The 19,189-nt window shown below is 35.2% G+C and carries 14 protein-coding genes; 13 read left to right on the forward strand and 1 reads right to left on the reverse strand.

The features are described from left to right. The first annotated feature begins 110 nt into the window (after positions 1–110). The 4 genes from tkt (at position 111) to CAR_RS05400 (ending at position 6,172) form a co-directional block, all read left to right on the forward strand. Positions 111–2,114 (forward strand): transketolase, encoded by a 2,004-nt coding sequence (gene tkt, locus CAR_RS05385; RefSeq protein ID WP_013710704.1) that lies wholly within the window; start codon positions 111–113, stop codon positions 2,112–2,114. 163 nt (positions 2,115–2,277) lie between these two features. Continuing rightward, a complete protein-coding gene (locus tag CAR_RS05390) occupies positions 2,278–2,514 on the forward strand; it encodes a YneF family protein (protein ID WP_013710705.1) in 237 nt (78 codons plus the stop codon). A gap of 98 nt (positions 2,515–2,612) precedes the next feature. Then, complete coding sequence (locus CAR_RS05395; RefSeq protein ID WP_013710706.1) at positions 2,613–4,364, forward strand: ABC transporter ATP-binding protein; 1,752 nt, start codon at positions 2,613–2,615, stop codon at positions 4,362–4,364. Further along, positions 4,364–6,172: an ABC transporter ATP-binding protein gene (locus CAR_RS05400; RefSeq protein WP_013710707.1), complete on the forward strand. Its 1,809-nt coding sequence runs from the start codon at positions 4,364–4,366 to the stop codon at positions 6,170–6,172. Before CAR_RS05395 ends, CAR_RS05400 begins: the two co-directional genes overlap by 1 nt. A 91-nt stretch (positions 6,173–6,263) precedes the next feature. Here the strand turns inward: CAR_RS05400 and CAR_RS05405 are convergent, their stop codons facing one another. Next, positions 6,264–6,884 carry a lysophospholipid acyltransferase family protein gene (locus tag CAR_RS05405; RefSeq protein WP_041556271.1) on the reverse strand — a complete coding sequence of 207 codons (621 nt, stop codon included), beginning with the start codon at positions 6,882–6,884 and terminating at the stop codon, positions 6,264–6,266. A gap of 268 nt (positions 6,885–7,152) precedes the next feature. Here CAR_RS05405 and CAR_RS05410 point away from each other — a divergent pair, with 268 nt between their 5' ends. The 9 genes from CAR_RS05410 (at position 7,153) to CAR_RS05450 (ending at position 19,159) form a co-directional block, all read left to right on the forward strand. Beyond that, positions 7,153–10,380, forward strand: a complete 3,228-nt coding sequence (locus CAR_RS05410) for a DEAD/DEAH box helicase (protein ID WP_013710709.1) — start codon at positions 7,153–7,155, stop codon at positions 10,378–10,380. A gap of 187 nt (positions 10,381–10,567) precedes the next feature. Then, positions 10,568–11,356 (forward strand): 30S ribosomal protein S2, encoded by a 789-nt coding sequence (rpsB, locus tag CAR_RS05415; protein ID WP_013710710.1) that lies wholly within the window; start codon positions 10,568–10,570, stop codon positions 11,354–11,356. A gap of 155 nt (positions 11,357–11,511) precedes the next feature. Then, entirely contained in the window at positions 11,512–12,393 is an 882-nt protein-coding gene (gene tsf, locus CAR_RS05420) for a translation elongation factor Ts (protein WP_013710711.1), read from the forward strand. A gap of 235 nt (positions 12,394–12,628) precedes the next feature. Beyond that, entirely contained in the window at positions 12,629–13,351 is a 723-nt protein-coding gene (gene pyrH / locus CAR_RS05425; protein ID WP_013710712.1) for a UMP kinase, read from the forward strand. A gap of 2 nt (positions 13,352–13,353) precedes the next feature. After that, positions 13,354–13,911, forward strand: coding sequence for a ribosome recycling factor (gene frr, locus CAR_RS05430; protein WP_013710713.1), 558 nt, complete (start codon positions 13,354–13,356; stop codon positions 13,909–13,911). A 404-nt stretch (positions 13,912–14,315) separates the two neighbouring features. Next, positions 14,316–15,128 carry an isoprenyl transferase gene (locus tag CAR_RS05435; RefSeq protein ID WP_013710714.1) on the forward strand — a complete coding sequence of 271 codons (813 nt, stop codon included), beginning with the start codon at positions 14,316–14,318 and terminating at the stop codon, positions 15,126–15,128. 21 nt (positions 15,129–15,149) lie between these two features. Further along, positions 15,150–15,935: a phosphatidate cytidylyltransferase gene (locus CAR_RS05440; RefSeq protein WP_013710715.1), complete on the forward strand. Its 786-nt coding sequence runs from the start codon at positions 15,150–15,152 to the stop codon at positions 15,933–15,935. A 184-nt stretch (positions 15,936–16,119) separates the two neighbouring features. Then, positions 16,120–17,394 carry an RIP metalloprotease RseP gene (gene rseP, locus CAR_RS05445; RefSeq protein ID WP_013710716.1) on the forward strand — a complete coding sequence of 425 codons (1,275 nt, stop codon included), beginning with the start codon at positions 16,120–16,122 and terminating at the stop codon, positions 17,392–17,394. A gap of 58 nt (positions 17,395–17,452) precedes the next feature. Beyond that, positions 17,453–19,159, forward strand: coding sequence for a proline--tRNA ligase (locus CAR_RS05450; protein ID WP_013710717.1), 1,707 nt, complete (start codon positions 17,453–17,455; stop codon positions 19,157–19,159). Positions 19,160–19,189 lie beyond the last annotated feature (30 nt).

Genomic DNA, 19,189 nt, shown 5'->3' on the forward strand with positions numbered 1-19,189 from the left:
ATAATCATGAAGTTCTCCCATTTAATAACATTCTAACCGTGAAAGCGTTGCACTTGAAGTGAAATAATAGTAAACTAATAGAGTACGATAAGAGAGTTAAAATCGAAAGGATGATTTTTTTGTTTGATAACACAGACCAATTAGCAGTAAATACAATAAGAACACTAAGTATGGATGGTATACAAAAAGCCAATTCTGGACACCCAGGATTACCTATGGGGGCTGCTCCAATGGCTTACACATTGTGGACTAAACAATTAAAAGTAAATCCAAAAAACTCGAAATGGTTTGACCGTGACCGTTTTGTATTATCAGCTGGACATGGATCAATGTTATTATACAGCTTGCTGCATTTAGCTGGATATGATGTTAAAATTGATGATTTAAAACAGTTCCGTCAATGGGACAGTAAAACACCTGGACATCCAGAAGTGAACCATACTGATGGAGTAGAAGCAACAACTGGCCCATTAGGTCAAGGAATTGCAAATGCTGTTGGAATGGCGATGACAGAAGCTCATTTAGCTGCAGTGTACAACAAAAAGGGTCATGCTATTGTAGATCACTTTACTTATTCTTTATGTGGAGACGGCGACTTAATGGAAGGTATTTCAGCTGAAGCTGCTAGTTTAGCTGCTCATTTGGAACTTGGAAAATTAGTTGTTCTTTATGATTCAAACGATATATCTTTGGATGGACCGACATCTAAAGCCTTTACTGAAAATGTTGGACAACGTTTTGAAGCTTATGGATGGCAACATATTCTTGTAAAAGATGGAAATGATTTAGAAGAAATTAATGCAGCAATTGAAGCTGCAAAAGCTGAAACAAAAAAACCTACTCTAATTGAAGTGAAAACGATTATTGGATTTGGTGCTCCGAATGCTGGAACACATAAAGTCCATGGTGCACCACTTGGAGCTGAAGGAATTGAAGCTGCTAAAAAAGCATATGGCTGGGAAGGCGAAGACTTCTTTGTTCCTGCTGAAGTAGCGGAACGCTTTAAAGAAACAATGGTTGATCAAGGAGCTAAAGTGGAAGAAGAATGGAAGGCATCATTTGAAGCTTACCGTACGGAATATCCAGAGTTAGCTGAACAATTCGAGTTATCTTTAAAAAATGAATTGCCACAAAACTGGGATGCTGAATTACCAACATATGAAGTTGGAGACAATGCATTGGCCTCTCGTGTTACAAGTAGCCAAGTGTTAAATGCTATTGCAAAAAAAGTTCCTTATTTATGGGGTGGTTCTGCGGATCTGTCTTCCTCTAATAATACGATGATAGCAGATGTAAAAGATTTCCAAGCTGGTCAATATGATGGAAGAAACATTTGGTATGGTGTTCGTGAATTTGCGATGACAGCTGCAATGAACGGAATCGTCTTGCACGGTGGAACTAGAACTTACGGCGGAACATTCTTTGTCTTTACAGATTACTTGCGTGCGGCTGTTCGTTTAGCGGCTATATCTAAGTTACCTGTAACATACGTGTTCACACATGATTCAGTAGCTGTTGGAGAAGATGGACCAACACATGAACCGGTGGAACAATTATCTAGCTTACGCAGTATGCCTAACCTATCTATTCTTCGTCCAGCAGATGGAAATGAAGTTGTAGCTGCTTGGGAATTAGCGATCACTTCAGTTGATCACCCAACAATGTTGGTCTTATCTCGTCAAAATTTACCTGTATTGCCAGGAACTAAAGAAGGCGCGCGTACAAATGTTGCCAAGGGAGCTTATGTTATTTCTCCTCAAGTTGGCGAAAAACCAGAAGGAATTCTTTTGGCATCCGGTTCTGAAGTAGCGTTAGCTATTGAAGCTCAAAAAGCTTTGAAAGAAAGCGGACAAGATGTTTCCGTTGTTTCTGTTCCAAGTTTTGATTTATTCGACAAACAAGATGCAGCATACAAAGAAACAGTCTTACCAAATGAAGTACGCAAACGTGTATCTATTGAAATGGGTGCCACATTTGGTTGGGAACGGTATGTCGGCCTAGATGGTGCTTCAGTAGGTATAGATAAATACGGTGCAAGTGCTCCAGGAGCAACAGTTATTGAAAACTATGGCTTTACAGTTGAAAATGTTGTAAAAACATACAACAACTTATAAAAAAATGGCCATGTAAGTTGAAATTTTAACTTACATGGCTTTCTTTTGTGAGTAATTGGGATGAATTGCGACTTTTTAGCGTAAGAAGTGGAATTTTAGTTTATTTTTCTATTAATATTTAGTACAATTAAGTCTTGAGAGGTTCGAAAGGAGTGAATCAAAAATGAATTTAGGTCTTGCTATTTTTTTAATTATTTTAGCCTTAGTTGGTGGAGCAGTCGGTGGTTTCTTTCTTGCTAGAAAATACATGATGGATTATTTCAAAAAAAATCCGCCAGTCGACGAAAATATGTTGCGTATGTTAATGATGCAAATGGGACAAAAACCATCAGAAAAGAAAATTAAACAAATGATGTCGTCAATGAAAACACAAACAACAAAAACGACTAAAAAAAAATAAGGGCACATAATGCCTTATAATACTAACTTGCGAACAGATACTTATCTGTTCGCGTTTTTTGATTAAAATGAACATTAGTACAGAGGTGAGGGAAGAAAATGGGAATTTATAAAAAATTAGGTTGGTTTTTTAAACAAGAAAAAAAGGCATATATTACGGGTGTGATATTTTTGTTTCTTGTAGCGATTATTCAATTAATTCCTCCTAGGATAGTGGGAATTATTGTAGATGAAGTTGGTCAAGGAACGTTAACGCCTAAAAAGCTGATCCAATGGTTAAGTTTTTTAGTAGTGGCGGCAATTGCGAGTTATCTGTTTCGTTACATTTGGCGTGTAAATATTTGGGGAACATCTGCTAAATTGGAACGGATACTTAGAACACGGTTATTTAATCACTTTACTGAAATGGACAATAGTTTTTTTCAAAAATATCGTACTGGGGATTTAATGGCACATGCAACAAATGATTTAACAGCAGTTCGAAATGTAGCAGGTGGTGGGATATTGACCTTAGCTGATTCAATTATTACGGGGGGTACAACGATCATTGCCATGGCTCTAGTAGTTGACTGGAGATTAACGTTGATTGCGTTGATACCACTCCCATTGCTTGCTATAGCCTCACGTGTTTTGGGTTCAAAACTCCATGAGCGATTTAGAGGAGCGCAAGCGGCTTTTTCTAATATGAATGATAAAGCGCAAGAGAGTATATCAGGAATGAAAGTCTTAAAAACATTCGGTCAAGAAGATGAAGACGTAGAAGAATTCAGACAAAAAACGGAACAAGTAGTTGCTGAAAATAGAAAAGTCTATAAAATTGATTCATTATTTGACCCTACGATTACTTTTATCATGGGGATTTCATATGTACTGACCATCGTAATGGGTGGGAGATATATAAACTCAGGCACCATAACTATTGGTGACTTAATTTCTTTTATCAACTATATAGCTATGCTTGTATGGCCTATGTTTGCCATCGGTCGTTTATTTAATATCTTGGAGCGTGGAAGTGCAAGCTATAATCGAGTTGAGAAACTGCTTTTAGAACGTTCAAAAATTATTGAAAAACCCTCAGCATTAACAAAAGAAATAAGAGGAGATATTCACTATTCCATTGATAAATTTTCTTACCCTAAATCCGATGTTCCGGCGCTAAAAGAGGTTCATTTTGAATTGAAACGTGGACAAACACTTGGTGTAGTAGGGAAAACAGGAGCTGGGAAAACCAGTATTTTTAAATTGCTTTTAAGAGAATACGATCGTTATCGTGGACGTATTTTATATGGGAATGAAGATATCAGAGACTACACATTAGATGCTTTGCTACAGCAAATTGGTTATGTGCCACAAGACCAATTTTTGTTCTCAACGAGTATCAAAGAAAACATTCGCTTTGCTAATCCAGAACTATCACAAGAAGAAGTTGAAAAAGCTGCAGAGTTAACGGCCATTCATTCTGATATCATGGAAATGCCTAATGGGTATGATACGGTAGTCGGAGAACGGGGAGTTTCATTATCGGGAGGTCAAAAACAACGGATCTCAATTGCTCGTGCGCTAATCATTAAACCAGAGCTGTTAATTCTAGACGATGCTTTATCAGCAGTGGATGCTAAAACTGAAGAGAGAATATTATCTGCTTTGAAAAAAGAACGTTCGGAACAAACAACGATTATAGCTGCTCATCGAATCAGCAGTGTTATGCATGCAGATGAAATTATTGTTATCGACAATGGTGAGGTTATTGAACGAGGAACACATGCTGATTTACTCATTCAAAATGGATGGTATAAAGAGATGTTTGATAGTCAGCAGCTTGAACAAAAAATTGAAGGAGGTGCAGACTAGTGGAACAAGAATCAGTTTGGTCAAAATCATTTACCACTAAAGAACAAGTGACTATTTTAAGACGGATCATTACGTTTGCCTCACCCTTCAAATTTCAATTCACAGCTGGTATCTTATTTGGTGTTTTGTTAGCTATCACAAATATTATTTTGCCAAGGATCCTTCAGGTGTTTATTGACAATTATTTATCAAAAGGGACGGCAACAAATCAAATTATTGGAATGTTTGCTTTAATTTATTTTGGTATGACGATGGTAAAAATTGTTTTTTGGTACCTGAATCTTTATTTATATAATATGGCTTCTGAACAAACAGTAGAAAATATCCGTAATGCAATTTTTAAAAAACTGCACACTTTAGGTATGCGTTTTTTTGATCAAACTCCTGCTGGTTCAATTGTTACAAGAGTGACAAATGATACAGAAACCATTAAAGAATTTTGGTCGGTATTCCTGACGATCATACAAGGGATGCTGGGCGTTATCACATCTCTTATTGCTATGATGCTTTTGAATGTTCAGATTTCTCTATGGATCGTTGCGTTGATCCCGATATTAGGAGTGGTCATATGGTATTATCAAAAGTTTAGTTCAAGATTGTACCGAAATATGAGAGAAAAATTAAGTTTGTTAAATGCAAAATTAGCTGAATCAGTTAATGGAATGAGTATTATCCAGCAATTTCGTCAAGAAAAAAGATTACAAAAAGAGTTTGATGAAACGAATATGGATTATTATAAATTACGCTATGCAATGGTGAAGACAAATTCAATTTTATTAAGTCCAGTGATCGATTTTCTATATACCCTTTCACTAATTCTTATTTTAGGTTTTTTTGGATATGATTCGTTAAACGGACCTGTAAGTGTAGGGGTGATTTATGCATTTACATCCTATGCGCGCAACTTCTTCAATCCTATGACGAGCATGATGGATAGCTTGAGCATCTTTCAAGATGGTATAGTTTCAAGCAGTCGAGTGTTGAATGTATTAGATAATGATGAATATACACCACAACAGCACAAAACAGCAGACGCTGAAATTCAGGCTGCTAAAATTGAATTTAAACATGTGAGTTTTTCTTATGATGGCAAACACAATGTATTAAACGATATTTCTTTTGTTGCTTTACCTGGACAAACGGTTGCCTTGGTAGGTCATACAGGGAGTGGTAAAAGTTCTATCATTAATGTTATGATGCGCTTTTATGAATTTTTTGAAGGTGAAATTTTGATTGATGATATTCCTATTAGAAATTATCCGATAAAGGAATTAAGGAAAAAAATGGGATTAGTTTTACAAGATTCCTTTTTATTTTACGGGACGATCAAAGACAACATCCGCTTGAAAAATCCATCTATAACAGATTTTCAAATAGAAGAAGCTGCTCAATTTGTTCAAGCAGATACCTTTATTGAGAAATTGCCGAACCAATATGATTCTAAAGTCATTGAGCGGGGAGCCAGTTATTCAACAGGGCAAAAGCAATTGATTTCTTTTGCCAGTACAATAGTTACTGATCCTAAAATTTTGATTTTGGATGAAGCAACGGCAAATATTGATACTGAAACCGAAGCACTGATTCAAGAAGGGCTCAGAAAAATGCGAAAAGGTCGTACAACGTTGGCTATTGCTCATCGTCTATCTACCATTCGTGATGCTGATTTAATTCTTGTCTTGGACCATGGAAGAATTGTCGAGCGCGGCACCCATGATGAGTTGATTCAACAAAATGGCATCTATTATGATATGTATCGCTTGCAAAATAATGGTCTTCAGAACGAAGAAAGTGTGTCCGAAAGCATTTAGGCTCATACTAAATAAAATTTAGTGTAAGGTGACTACGACATATTATGTATACAAAAAAGGAGCTGAGACAAATTGTCCCAGCTCCTTTTTGTTATTTTGTAAAGTCGTATTTAAATGAAGGATCAATTTCCTTATCTAATTGGTCAAAGGCATGTTGAATTTGTTCATCGATTGCCTTTAAGTTATCTTTTGAAAGTTTTACTGTGCGATCTATAGTGATTGGATCTCCAAAACGCACAGTCACTTTTTTCCTTGTTAACAGCCCGCTTAAAGTCATGGGTCCTTGATAAACAGCTGGAATGATTGGTACACCGCTTAATTTAGCAATTGTAGCAGCGCCACCTTTTATTTCATTTGAATGTCTTGTTCCTGTTGGGAAAATCATTAAACTTAAATTGCCCTTTTTAAGGATCTTCACTGGCGTTTTAATAGCACTTGGACCTGGATTAGCCCGATCGACTGGAAAAGCATTTGCGTGTCTGATGATCCAACTAAGGATAGGATTTTTGAACAATTCTTTTTTTGCCATAAATGTAAATGGTTTAGGGCTAGCAGCTATGGCTAAATAGACTGGGTCAATCCAGGTTCTATGGGGTGCCACTAATATATATGATGTATCTGTTGGAAGTTTGTCACGATTTTCATAATGGGCATTGCCATTTAAAATCGCTAACAAAAAGCGTAAAGTGCCGCGTAAAATTCTATAAAACAAAATGATTCAACCTCTCATTAATTCAATTTTCTAGTACATTTTTATACTAATAGTATGATTCATAACCGGTATTTTAGCAAGTTATTTTTAATTTATCCATTATAGGTTAGAAAATATAAAAAATTTGCAGAATGAAAACAGCAGAACCCTACAAATTTGAAAGAAAAAATTTTCTTTTTTACCCATAATGACGTACAATAGAGAGATAGAAAAAACGTGCTTGAAAAATAATTATTTTATGAAAAGCAAGAAAGTAGGGGAATGTTGAATGAAATGGAGTATACCAGAACGCGTGATTGAGCAAGGAAGACAATACGTTGCAGAAAAACGCGTCCTTTCAGTCAACTCAATATTAGATAAAAAAATATGGTCTGCCGAAGTCATGGGGAGCGACATATTTCATGTTGAATTAGATGGTTCAACCAAGGAAGATGATTTTTGTGAATGTCTTTATTGGAAAAATCATGGCTATTGCAAACATACAGTTGCTGTTGAACTGGAATTGAGAGACAGAAAAATCAGCCGAGTAATGACAGCTGAGAATGCAAAAAAAGTCGCTATTGACTCACCTAATCCAGGTCAAGAGTTAACGGAGTCTTTTACGCGTATATTTTTAAATGAAAATAGAAAAATGACTGCTTCTGCTAAACAAAAACAATCATTGAAAATAGAATATAAAGTTGAAGTAAAACCAATGACTACTGCACTTATAAGAACCTCATTTGATGTACTAGCCTTAAGTTTTAAAGCTGGAACAGATAAAATGTATATTATAAAAGATTTACCATTATTTTTAGAGAGTTTTATTAAAAAGGAAACGGTAGAGTTAAAAGCCGGTCAAGAAATTAATTTTAAAGATATTTCGATTAGAAAAGAAGACAATGAAATTTTAACAAATCTATATAAGCAACAGAAATCTATTCAATTGCTTTCTGGAGAAAATAAAGATGCAAAATCATTATTGTCAAACAGTCGTTATTTGATATTGATGACTGCCTTAGCGGAAGAAACACTTTTAGATTTACAAGATAGTGGGAATTTGCAGTTTGTTGCAGCAACTAGCACGCATAAAACTATTATGTTTGTAGAAGATAAAATGCCATTTTCTTTTGATATTTCACAAAAAAATAATACGGTAATGTTGTCCATTACAAGTCTAGCAGACAGCCATCTAAAAGAATACGATTGGTTTGTTGCTGACAACATTGTATTCCAGCCAACATTAGAACAGATGCGTGCATATCGTCCGCTACAACAATTTTTACAACGGTACGATAGCGACAATATTACAATAGAACCTACAGATATGCCAGATTTTACTGCCTATGTCATGCCGTTACTTATGAAAATAGGAAATGTCTCGATTGATGATCAATTGAAAGATTCTTTTGTGCAAGAACCTTTAGCAACATCCGTTTATTTTGAATATCGGAATGAGGCAGTACATGCGACAGTAGAGTTTAATTATAAACACATGATTTTGTCTACTGACCCTTCTAAAAATCAATTACCAGAAGAAGGCGTACAAATTATTCGAGACAGTGAAAAAGAAATGAAAGTCATTAATCAGCTTATTGGATTTGATTACCACCGTACAGATACAAATTATACGAAACGTATGGTTCGTGATGATGATTTTTATACCTTATTTACAAAAGAGATTCCAACACTAGAATTAGATGCTACTGTTTATGTAGATGATTTGTTGGACAGTATGTTCTTGAATCAAATTGATCCTGAAACTATTATCGACTTGCAAAATGAAGGGTCATTTCTGGATGTCCGTTTTGATATTAAAGGAATTACACCGGAAGAAGTAGATGATGTATTGAAAAGTTTAGTAGAAAAAAAAGCTTTTCATAAATTTGATAATGGAACCATTCTTTCATTAGAATCAGAAAGCTTCAAGCAAGTCAGCGATGTATTAAACGAATTGCGCGTCACAAAGAAATTTCAAAATGGTGGGGTCCAACTGCCAAGCTATCGTGGTTTAGAACTGAATGAAAAATTTTCACTGGATGAAAAAACCAAAGGAACCGTATCAAAGAAATTCAAAAACTTGATACGCGATTTAAACTTCCCAGAAGAATTTGAAGTTGACGTTCCTAAGTCTTTAAATGCTGAATTAAGACCTTACCAAAAAACAGGATTTCAGTGGTTAAAAATGTTGTCTCAATATGGATTTGGCGGTATCTTAGCGGACGATATGGGACTGGGGAAAACCATTCAAGTCATCACTTATATTTTATCTGAAATTGAGGAAAAGGGGGAAAATGATCCTTTCCTTATCGTTGCTCCAGCGTCGTTGATCTATAATTGGCATTTTGAAATTGAAAAATTTGCTCCTTCAGTTGAAAGTATCGTGATATCTGGTACAGCAGAAGAAAGAATGCAGTTGATTGAAAATGTTAAGCCAAATCAAGTTTTGATTACATCCTATCCTAGTTTTAGGCAAGATGTTGTTCATTATAAGAAAATGCCGTTTAGCACACTGATTTTAGACGAATCGCAAATGGTGAAAAATCATAACACGAAAACGTCTCAAGCGTTAAGAGACCTAACCATAAAAAAACGTTTTGCATTAAGTGGAACACCTATTGAAAATAAAATTGAAGAATTATGGGCAATTTTCCAATTGATTATGCCAGGATTTTTTCCTTCAATCAAAAAATTCAAAACTCTTTCAAATGAGCAGATTGCTAAAATGATTCGTCCTTTTGTATTAAGACGAATCAAAAAAGATGTGCTGAAAGAGTTACCAGATAAAATTGAAACCAACTTATACAGTCAAATGACAAAAGAACAAAAAACTGTCTACCTTGCATATTTACAACGAATCCAAGAAAGTGTAAATAGCATGAATGGAGCAGAATTTAAAAAGAATCGTATCGAGATCTTGGCAGGATTAACACGTCTAAGACAAATTTGTTGTGATCCTAAATTATTCATTGATGATTACGAAGGCAGTTCCGGAAAATTGGAGCAACTTAAAGAAACGATTCAAACTGCAAGAGAGAATGGGAGACGTATTTTAATTTTTTCTCAATTTACTTCTATGCTGGCAATTATTGAAAAAGAATTAGATGAGCAAGAAGTTGAAACATTTTATTTAAGTGGTCAAACAAAACCAAAAGAACGAATTGAAATGGTTAATAAATTTAATGCTGGAGAAAAAGATGTATTCCTTATTTCCCTTAAAGCAGGTGGAACAGGATTGAATCTTACCGGTGCCGATATGGTTATTCTTTATGATCTATGGTGGAACCCAGCAGTTGAAGAACAGGCAGCAGGCCGTGCACATAGAATCGGACAGAAAAAAGTTGTCCAAGTGTTACGTCTAATTGCTGAAGGAACTATTGAGGAGAAAATCGACCAATTGCAACAAGAGAAAAAGGCCTTGTTTGATCAAATTATTACAGAAGACGGAACGATACAAAAAGAAGGAAGTCAGTTAAGTGAAGATGACATTCGTGAAATTTTGAGTATCGGGATGTAATAAGAAATAAAAAACGATAGTTAGGCTTGATTTTTTATTCTATATCCTATACAATTATTAACGGTGCTAAAAGCACTGAAAATTATTTCACACTTCAAAGGATGTAAAGGACGGTGCTTGATTATTCAAGTCTCCTTACAGTTGAATTTGAAGGAGGAAAATAAAAAACCAATGGAGGAAATATATTATGGCAGTAATTTCAATGAAACAATTGCTTGAAGCAGGAGTTCATTTTGGTCACCAAACACGTCGTTGGAACCCTAAAATGAAACGTTACATCTTTACAGAAAGAAACGGTATCTACATCATCGACTTACAAAAAACTGTTAAGTTAGCTGATACAGCATACAACTACATGAAAGAAGTATCTGAAAATGGCGGAATCGCTTTATTCGTTGGTACTAAAAAACAAGCACAAGAAGCTATTAAAGACGAAGCAACTCGTTCTGGACAATACTTTGTAAACCACCGTTGGTTAGGTGGAACATTAACAAACTGGGACACTATCCAAAAACGTATCAAACGTTTGAAAGCTATCAACAAAATGGAAGAAGACGGAACTTTTGATTTGCTTCCTAAAAAAGAAGTCGGAATCTTGATCAAACAACGTGACCGTCTTGAAAAATTCTTAGGTGGTATTCAAGATATGCCAAGAATTCCAGATGTAATGTTTGTTGTTGACCCTCGTAAAGAACGTATTGCGATTCAAGAAGCACACAAATTAAACATTCCAGTAGTAGCAATGGTTGATACTAACTGTGATCCAGATGAGATCGATGTTATCATCCCATCAAACGATGACGCTATCCGCGCTGTTAAATTGATTACTTCAAAAATGGCTGATGCTATGATCGAAGGAAATCAAGGTGAAGATGAAGTTGTTGAAGAAACTTTCACAGCTGAAGCGCCAGAAGCTTCTGAAACTGCTTCAATTGAAGAAATCGTTGAAGTTGTTGAAGGAAAAAACGCTGAATAATAACTAATTAATTTAATATAGGCTGTCTCGAGTAGGGAGAAGTGAGAAGCGACTTTTTACGAAGCGGCGTCATTTCTTTCATGACGAGACAGTCTTTTTTTATGAAAATTAACTTAAAAAAATGACTAATAGAACTCACTAGGAGGAAATATAGAATGGCAAAAGTAACAGCTCAACTAGTTAAAAAATTACGTGATATGACAGGCGTTGGAATGATGGACGCTAAAAAAGCATTGGTTGCTGTTGATGGAGACATCGACGCTGCAGTGGATCACTTAAGAGAAACAGGTATGGCAAAAGCAGCTAAAAAAGCTGACCGTATCGCTGCTGAAGGATTAGCTGGCGTATATGTTAACGGAAATGTTGGTTCTATTACAGAAATCAACTCTGAAACTGACTTTGTTTCTAAAAATCAACAATTCCAAAAATTAGTTAAAGATGTAACTGAAGCAATTGCTGAAGGTAATCCTGAAACAGTTGAAGCGGCTCAATCTCTTAAAGCAGGAGACGGTACTGTAGAAACTGAAATATTAGCAGGAGTAACTAAAATCGGTGAAAAAATCGAATTACGTCGTTTTGCACGTGTTGAAAAAACTGACGCAGACGCTTTTGGTGCTTACTCTCACATGGGAGGACGTATTGCTGTATTAGTTGTTCTTGAAGGAACAACTGATGAAGATGTTGCTCGCGATATTGCTATGCATATTGCTGCTATCAACCCTAAATACGTTTCTCGTGACCAAGTTTCTCAAGAAGAAATCGATCACGAAACAAAAATATTGACTGAGCAAGCTTTAAACGAAGGCAAACCAGCTAATATCGTTGAAAAAATGATCCAAGGTCGTTTAAACAAATATTTAGCTGAAATTTCTTTAGTTGACCAACCTTTTGTTAAAGATCCTGATTTAACAGTTGGTAAATATATTGCATCTAAAGGTGCTGTAGTTAAATCATTTGTTCGCTTTGAAGTTGGCGAAGGAATTGAAAAACGTGAAGATAATTTTGCTGAAGAAGTTATGAATCAAGTTAATAAATAAATCGATTTAGTTAAAAAAGGAGCGCAATAGTTGCGTTCCTTTTTTACTATAGTTTTTTGTTGACTCATTTGCTTTTGACCGAGCTAGTTAAGAGAGTAAACCTGTTCGTTCTGTATATTTTTGATACATAGTGATCTTGATAATGGAACCGGTACAAGGCTCATTTTTTAAATGAAGTTTCTGTCAGAGTATGGTAAAATAGTAAAAGTGAACGAGCCAATGGAGGGAAATATAAATGAATGAACCAAAGTACAAACGTGTTGTTTTAAAACTAAGCGGTGAAGCCTTAGCTGGTGATACAGGATTTGGAATAAAACCACCAACAATAAAAGAAATTTGTAAAGAAATTAAAGAAGTAAAAGAATTAGGTGTAGAAATTGCCATCGTTGTTGGAGGCGGAAATATTTGGCGCGGTCAAGTTGGTTCTGAGATGGGCATGGAACGAGCACAAGCAGATTATATGGGAATGCTCGCTACAGTAATGAATGCTTTAGCATTGCAAGATTGCCTTGAAAACGAAGGAGTCCCAACTCGTGTGCAAACGTCTATCGAGATGCGCCAAATTGCTGAACCGTATATTCGTAGAAAAGCAGTGCGTCATTTAGAAAAAGGACGAGTTGTCATCTTTGCTGGTGGAACTGGAAATCCTTATTTCTCAACAGATACAACATCTGCTTTAAGAGCAGCAGAAATTGATGCTGACGTTATCTTAATGGCTAAAAATAACGTTGATGGTATTTACTCAGCGGATCCTAAACTAGATAAAACAGCTACAAAATTTGAAGAATTGACGCATTTGGAAATCATCAATAAAGGTTTACAAGTGATGGATACAACTGCAAGTTCTTTGAGTATGGACAATAACATTCCATTGGTCGTATTTAATTTAAATGAAACTGGAAACATAAAACGTGTTGCATTAGGTGAAACTATTGGAACAACGGTTAGGGGGAAATAACTATGACAAACGCAATTTTAGAAACAATGAAAGAAAAAATGGTTAAAACAGAAGGTGCTTTACAGCGTGAACTAGGAACAATTCGTGCAGGTCGTGCTAATGCAGGACTATTAGACAGAATCAATGTTGTTTATTATGGAGCACCAACACCATTAAAACAATTAGCTCAAATTTCAATACCAGAACCTCGTGTTTTAATGGTTACTCCATTTGATAAAACATCTATTTCTGATATTGAAAAAGCGATTATGCAAAGTGATCTTGGGATCAGCCCAGCAAACGATGGAAATGTTATTCGCTTAGTGATTCCACAATTAACAGAAGAGCGTCGTAAAGAATTAGCAAAAAAAGTGGGTAAGGAAGCTGAAAATGCTAAAGTTTCTGTTCGTAATATTCGTCGTGAAGCAATTGATGAATTGAAAAAAGCAGAAAAAAATAACGAAATTACTCAAGATGATTTGCGTACTTTTGAAGAAGATATCCAAAAAATTACAAATACAAGTGTTAAAAATATTGATGGTATCGCTGCAGATAAAGAAAAAGAATTATTAGACGTATAATCTTGGAACAATCAAAAAGCACTACAGGCCTTTACGTAAGGTCTGTAGTGCTTTTTGATTATGAAAAACACTTTGCATTAAGCTTTTCTTTTATCGTCACCCATTAACAAACTTGTTAACTTGGTTACTATAGCAGAAATAATTAAACCGACTATGAATTTTTTGATTCTTCTGTTCATTTTAGTGTCCTCCTTAAGTAACTAACTGAGTATAATTTATTATAGCATTATTCAATTTTTGAGCCCAATAAAAGGCTCTTGTTATGATCATTTGATGAATAAAGAAGAGAAGGAATGGAATTTATAAAAGAATTAAATGACACAACTATTGCTATTTCTTAAGGATTTGCTAAAAAAACTGTTTATTATTAAATTTAATAGGATTTTACCCCCTTTTTTGCTACAATGAGTAATGGTGAATTACGAAGTGGAGGGAAACACTTGAACTGGTTATTTAAGAAAAGAAATCAAAAAGAAAAAGAAATCACAGATGTTTCTTTTAATGCTGATGAAAAAATTCCACACCATATTGCTATTATTATGGATGGAAACGGACGTTGGGCTCAAAAAAAATTCATGCCTCGAATCGCTGGTCATAAAGAAGGAATGAATACTGTAAAAAAAATAACCAAAAGAGCAAGTCAAATGGGTGTAAAGGTATTATCACTTTACGCATTTTCAACTGAAAATTGGAAACGTCCTGATGATGAAGTAAGTTTTTTAATGCAATTACCGGTTGATTTTTTTGACGCTTTTGTACCTGAGTTAATGGAGCAAAATGTTCAAGTACAAGTTATGGGTTTTACAGAACAACTCCCTAAACATACTCGTGAGGCTGTCGAAAAGGCAATAGCAGATACTAAACAGAATACAGGTATGGTATTAAATTTTGCGCTCAATTATGGAGGACGCAGTGAATTGATTGAAGCTTCTAAAGTTCTTGCTGAGAAAGTCAAAGTTGGAGAAATTGAAGTTGAAGATATTACAGAATCTTTATTTGAAGAATCTTTAATGACACATGCGTTAAAGGATTATCAAGATGTTGATTTCATGATTCGTACGAGTGGTGAAGAGCGAATCAGTAATTTTATGTTATGGCAAAATGCGTATAGTGAATTTTACTTTTCTCAAGATCTTTGGCCTGACTTTAATGAACAAGCATTAGAACAAGCTATCGGAGTTTATCAAAAACGACATCGACGTTTTGGGGGATTATAATTAAGTTAGGAGGAAATACAAGTGAAACAACGCATTATAACGGCAATTATTGCTCTTATTCTTTTTGTTCCAGTCGTTTATATGGGTTCTTGGATTCTAGAACTTGTAGTTGCAGGTCTGGGGATAATTGCATTATTTGAACTATTTAGAATGAAGGGCAATAAGCTCTTTACTATAGAAGGTATTATTTCTATTTTGGCTTTGTTAGGATTATTATTTCCACATTATGTGGCTATGTTTTTACCAGAATATATGAATACACAAGTGATTTTGTATCTCTTTGTCTTATTATTGTTAGTCTGTACCGTATTTTCAAAAAACAATTTTACGTTTGATGACGTTGCGGTTTCAGTTCTAGGAATAATGTACATAGGGTACGGATTTAAATTCTTGTTGTTAACAAGAGATTCAGGATTAGATTTATTGTTATTTGTTTTATTTGTAGTTTGGGCAACAGATATTGGAGCTTACTTAATTGGTAGGAAATTGGGTAAACACAAGCTTGCTCCATCCATTAGCCCTAATAAAACCATTGAAGGTGCTTTGGGCGGAATAGTTATGGCCCTGATTGTAGCATTCATTTATCTGACCTACTATCCACAAAATTACAATACAGGTTGGATGTTAGCTTTAACGGTTGTTCTTTCAGGAGCTGGTCAACTAGGCGACTTAGTTGAATCTGCATTTAAGCGGTATTACAATGTGAAAGATTCTGGTAATTTGCTTCCTGGTCATGGCGGTATTTTAGATCGATTTGACAGCTTGCTTTTTGTATTGCCGATCCTTTATTTTTCAGGGTTGATTTAATCTTCATATGAAACAAGAAAGTAGTTGTCCTTTATTGTGATGGCTACTTTTCTCGTATAGACAATAAATTGATAAGTCGATTGGTTATTACACTCAAATTATGATAGAATTAAACTTGTTTTGTACGCAGGTTTAATCATAAAATTAAGAATAAATTTTTAATGAAGTACAAAGGAGAGAGTATATGATCACTACCATTATTACCTTTATCATAGTGTTTAGTATTTTAGTAATTTTTCACGAATTCGGACATTATTATTTTGCAAAAAAAGCAGGTATTTTAGTTAGAGAATTTGCTATTGGATTTGGACCTAAAATATTTTCTTATCGTAAAGGTGAAACAACGTTTACGATTCGCATCTTACCTGTGGGCGGATATGTTCGTATGGCTGGATATGAAGAAGAAACTGAAATAAAACCAGGTACACCGATTGGTTTAATAGTAAACGACAATAATGAAGTGACATTAATCAATAATTATAAGAAAAAGCAATTATTAGATGCTGTCCCAATGGAAATAAGTGCTATTGATTTAGAAAAAGATTTATATGTGGAGGGTTACTTAGCTGGAGATGAAACAAATTTGGTTCGCTACCCAGTACTAAGAGATGCCATGATCATAGAAGAAGATGGAACTGAAGTTCAGATTGCACCGCTTGACGTCCAATTTCAATCTGCAAGTTTGCCAAAAAGAATGATGACAAACTTTGCAGGTCCAATGAACAACATTATATTAGCTATTGTTGCATTTATGGTGCTTGCTTTCATGCAAGGTGGAGTAGTCAGCCCAGAAAATGTTTTAGGCACTGTGGTTCCAGATAGCCCGGCAGCAGAAGCTGGCTTAAAAGCTGGCGATCGTGTTGTTCAAATTGATGATGAAAAAATTACCAACTGGACTGAAATGGTAGAAATTGTACGAGTAAATCCTGATAAGGAATTGCTATTTCATATCGAATCCCCTGATGGAACTGAGAAAACTGTTCCATTAATACCAGCTGCTAATGAAACGGCCGATGGAACTGAAGTAGGACAAATTGGTGTACAAAATAGTTTGAATACATCATTTTGGGCAAAAATCGGTTTTGGTTTCACTCAAACTTGGTTTTTGATGACTCAATTGTTTACTGTATTAGGTTCGATGTTTACAAAAGGATTCTCAATCGACATGTTTGGTGGTCCAGTTGCTATTTATGCAACGACTGAAACGGTTGTTAGAACAGGATTAATAGGAATAGTCAATTGGCTAGCCGTCTTAAGTGTAAATTTAGGAATCGTTAACTTGTTGCCTATCCCAGGTCTTGATGGTGGGAAACTGATATTAAACATTGTAGAGGGTATACGAGGCAAACCACTAAGTGAAGAAAAGGAAGGCATCATCACATTGGTTGGTATCGCCTTACTGTTGTTATTGATGGTTTTAGTTACATGGAACGATATCCAAACGTATTTTTTTAATTAAAGCGTAACAAAAAATTGATAGAGATGAATTTAACGTATCAAAAAGGAGACAGCAAACGATGAAACAATCAAAATTATTTATTCCAACTTTAAGAGATGTACCCAATGAGGCAGAAGTTCTTAGCCATAAAATGTTGTTAAGAGCTGGATACATTAGACAAATATCAAGTGGTGTTTACAGCTACTTGCCATTGGCAACGCGTGTATTAGAAAAATTGAAAAATATTATGCGTGAAGAATTTGAAAAAATCAATGCAGTTGAAATGTTGATGCCTTCACTATTGCCACGTGAACTATGGGAAGAATCCGGACGTTATGAAACATATGGCGAAGACTTGATGACATTACAAGACCGTCATGGACGTGACTATCTTTTAGGGCCTACTCATGAAGAAGCTTTTACAACTTTAATACGTGATGAAATTACTTCGTATAAACGGTTGCCGCTTTCTTTGTATCAAATCCAAACAAAGTTCCGAGATGAGAAACGTCCTCGTTCTGGTTTGTTAAGAGGAAGAGAATTTATTATGAAAGATGCTTACTCTTTTCATGATAGTTTTGAAAGCTTAGATGCAACTTATCAAGATTTCGAAAAAGCTTATACAAGAATATTTGAACGTTGTGGTTTGGATTTTAGAAACATTATTGGTGACGCTGGTGCAATGGGAGGCAGCAATTCGAAAGAATTTATGGCTTTATCGGATATCGGCGAAGACACGATTGTTTATTCAGATTCAAGTGACTATTCTGCAAACTTAGAAATGGCTACAAGTTTCCACATGCATAAAAAATCGCTTGAGAATGAAAAAGCTTTAGAAAAAGTTGAAACGCCAAATAGCAAAACGATTGTTGAAGTTTCTGAATTCTTGCAAGTAGCACCAGAAAAAATTATGAAGAGCCTCTTGTTTATAGCAGATGAAAAACCTGTTTTAGTTATCGTTCGAGGTGATCATGAAGTAAATGATGTTAAATTAAAAAACTATCTTGATGCTGCTTTCTTAGAGTTAGCAACAGATGAAGAAACAGTTAACTATCTTGGTGTAAATGCTGGTTCGATTGGCCCAGTTGGCATCAGTGAAGAAGTAAGAGTTCTTGCAGATGTGTATGTTCAAGATATGGTTAATGCTGTTGCTGGAGCGAATGAAAATGGCTATCATTATTTGAATGTTAATTTAAACCGTGATTCAAGGGTTGAAGATTACATTGATTTACGCTTTGTTCAAGAAGGAGAACTATCCCCTGATGGACAAGGAGTATTGAAATTCGCTAAAGGAATCGAGATAGGTCATATCTTCAAATTGGGAACTCGTTATTCAGAATCAATGAATGCTACGGTTTTAGATAATAATGGACGTTCTATACCAGTAGTGATGGGTTGTTACGGAATTGGTGTTAGTCGCTTACTTTCTGCTATTACAGAGCAACAATCGAGTGAGGAAGGTTTGAACTGGCCAAGACACTTAGCGCCATATGAACTACATTTGATTCCTGTTAATATGAAAGCTGATGATCAAGTTAACCTATCAAATGAGCTGTATACGTCATTACAAAATGCTGGTTTTTCAGTTTTATTAGACGACCGTAATGAACGTGTCGGGGTAAAATTCAAGGATTCAGATTTAATTGGAATGCCTATCCGAATTACAGTAGGTAAAAAAGCTCAAGAAAACATTGTTGAATTGAAACTTAGAAAAACTGGAGAAGCTTTAGAAGTACGTACCGAAGAACTAATCGATACATTAAATATTCTACTAAGTTCTATTTAATCGCACGAAGACACTACTATTAAAGGAGTT

This window comes from Carnobacterium sp. 17-4 (genome assembly GCF_000195575.1).
Classification (GTDB): Bacteria; Bacillota; Bacilli; order Lactobacillales; family Carnobacteriaceae; genus Carnobacterium_B.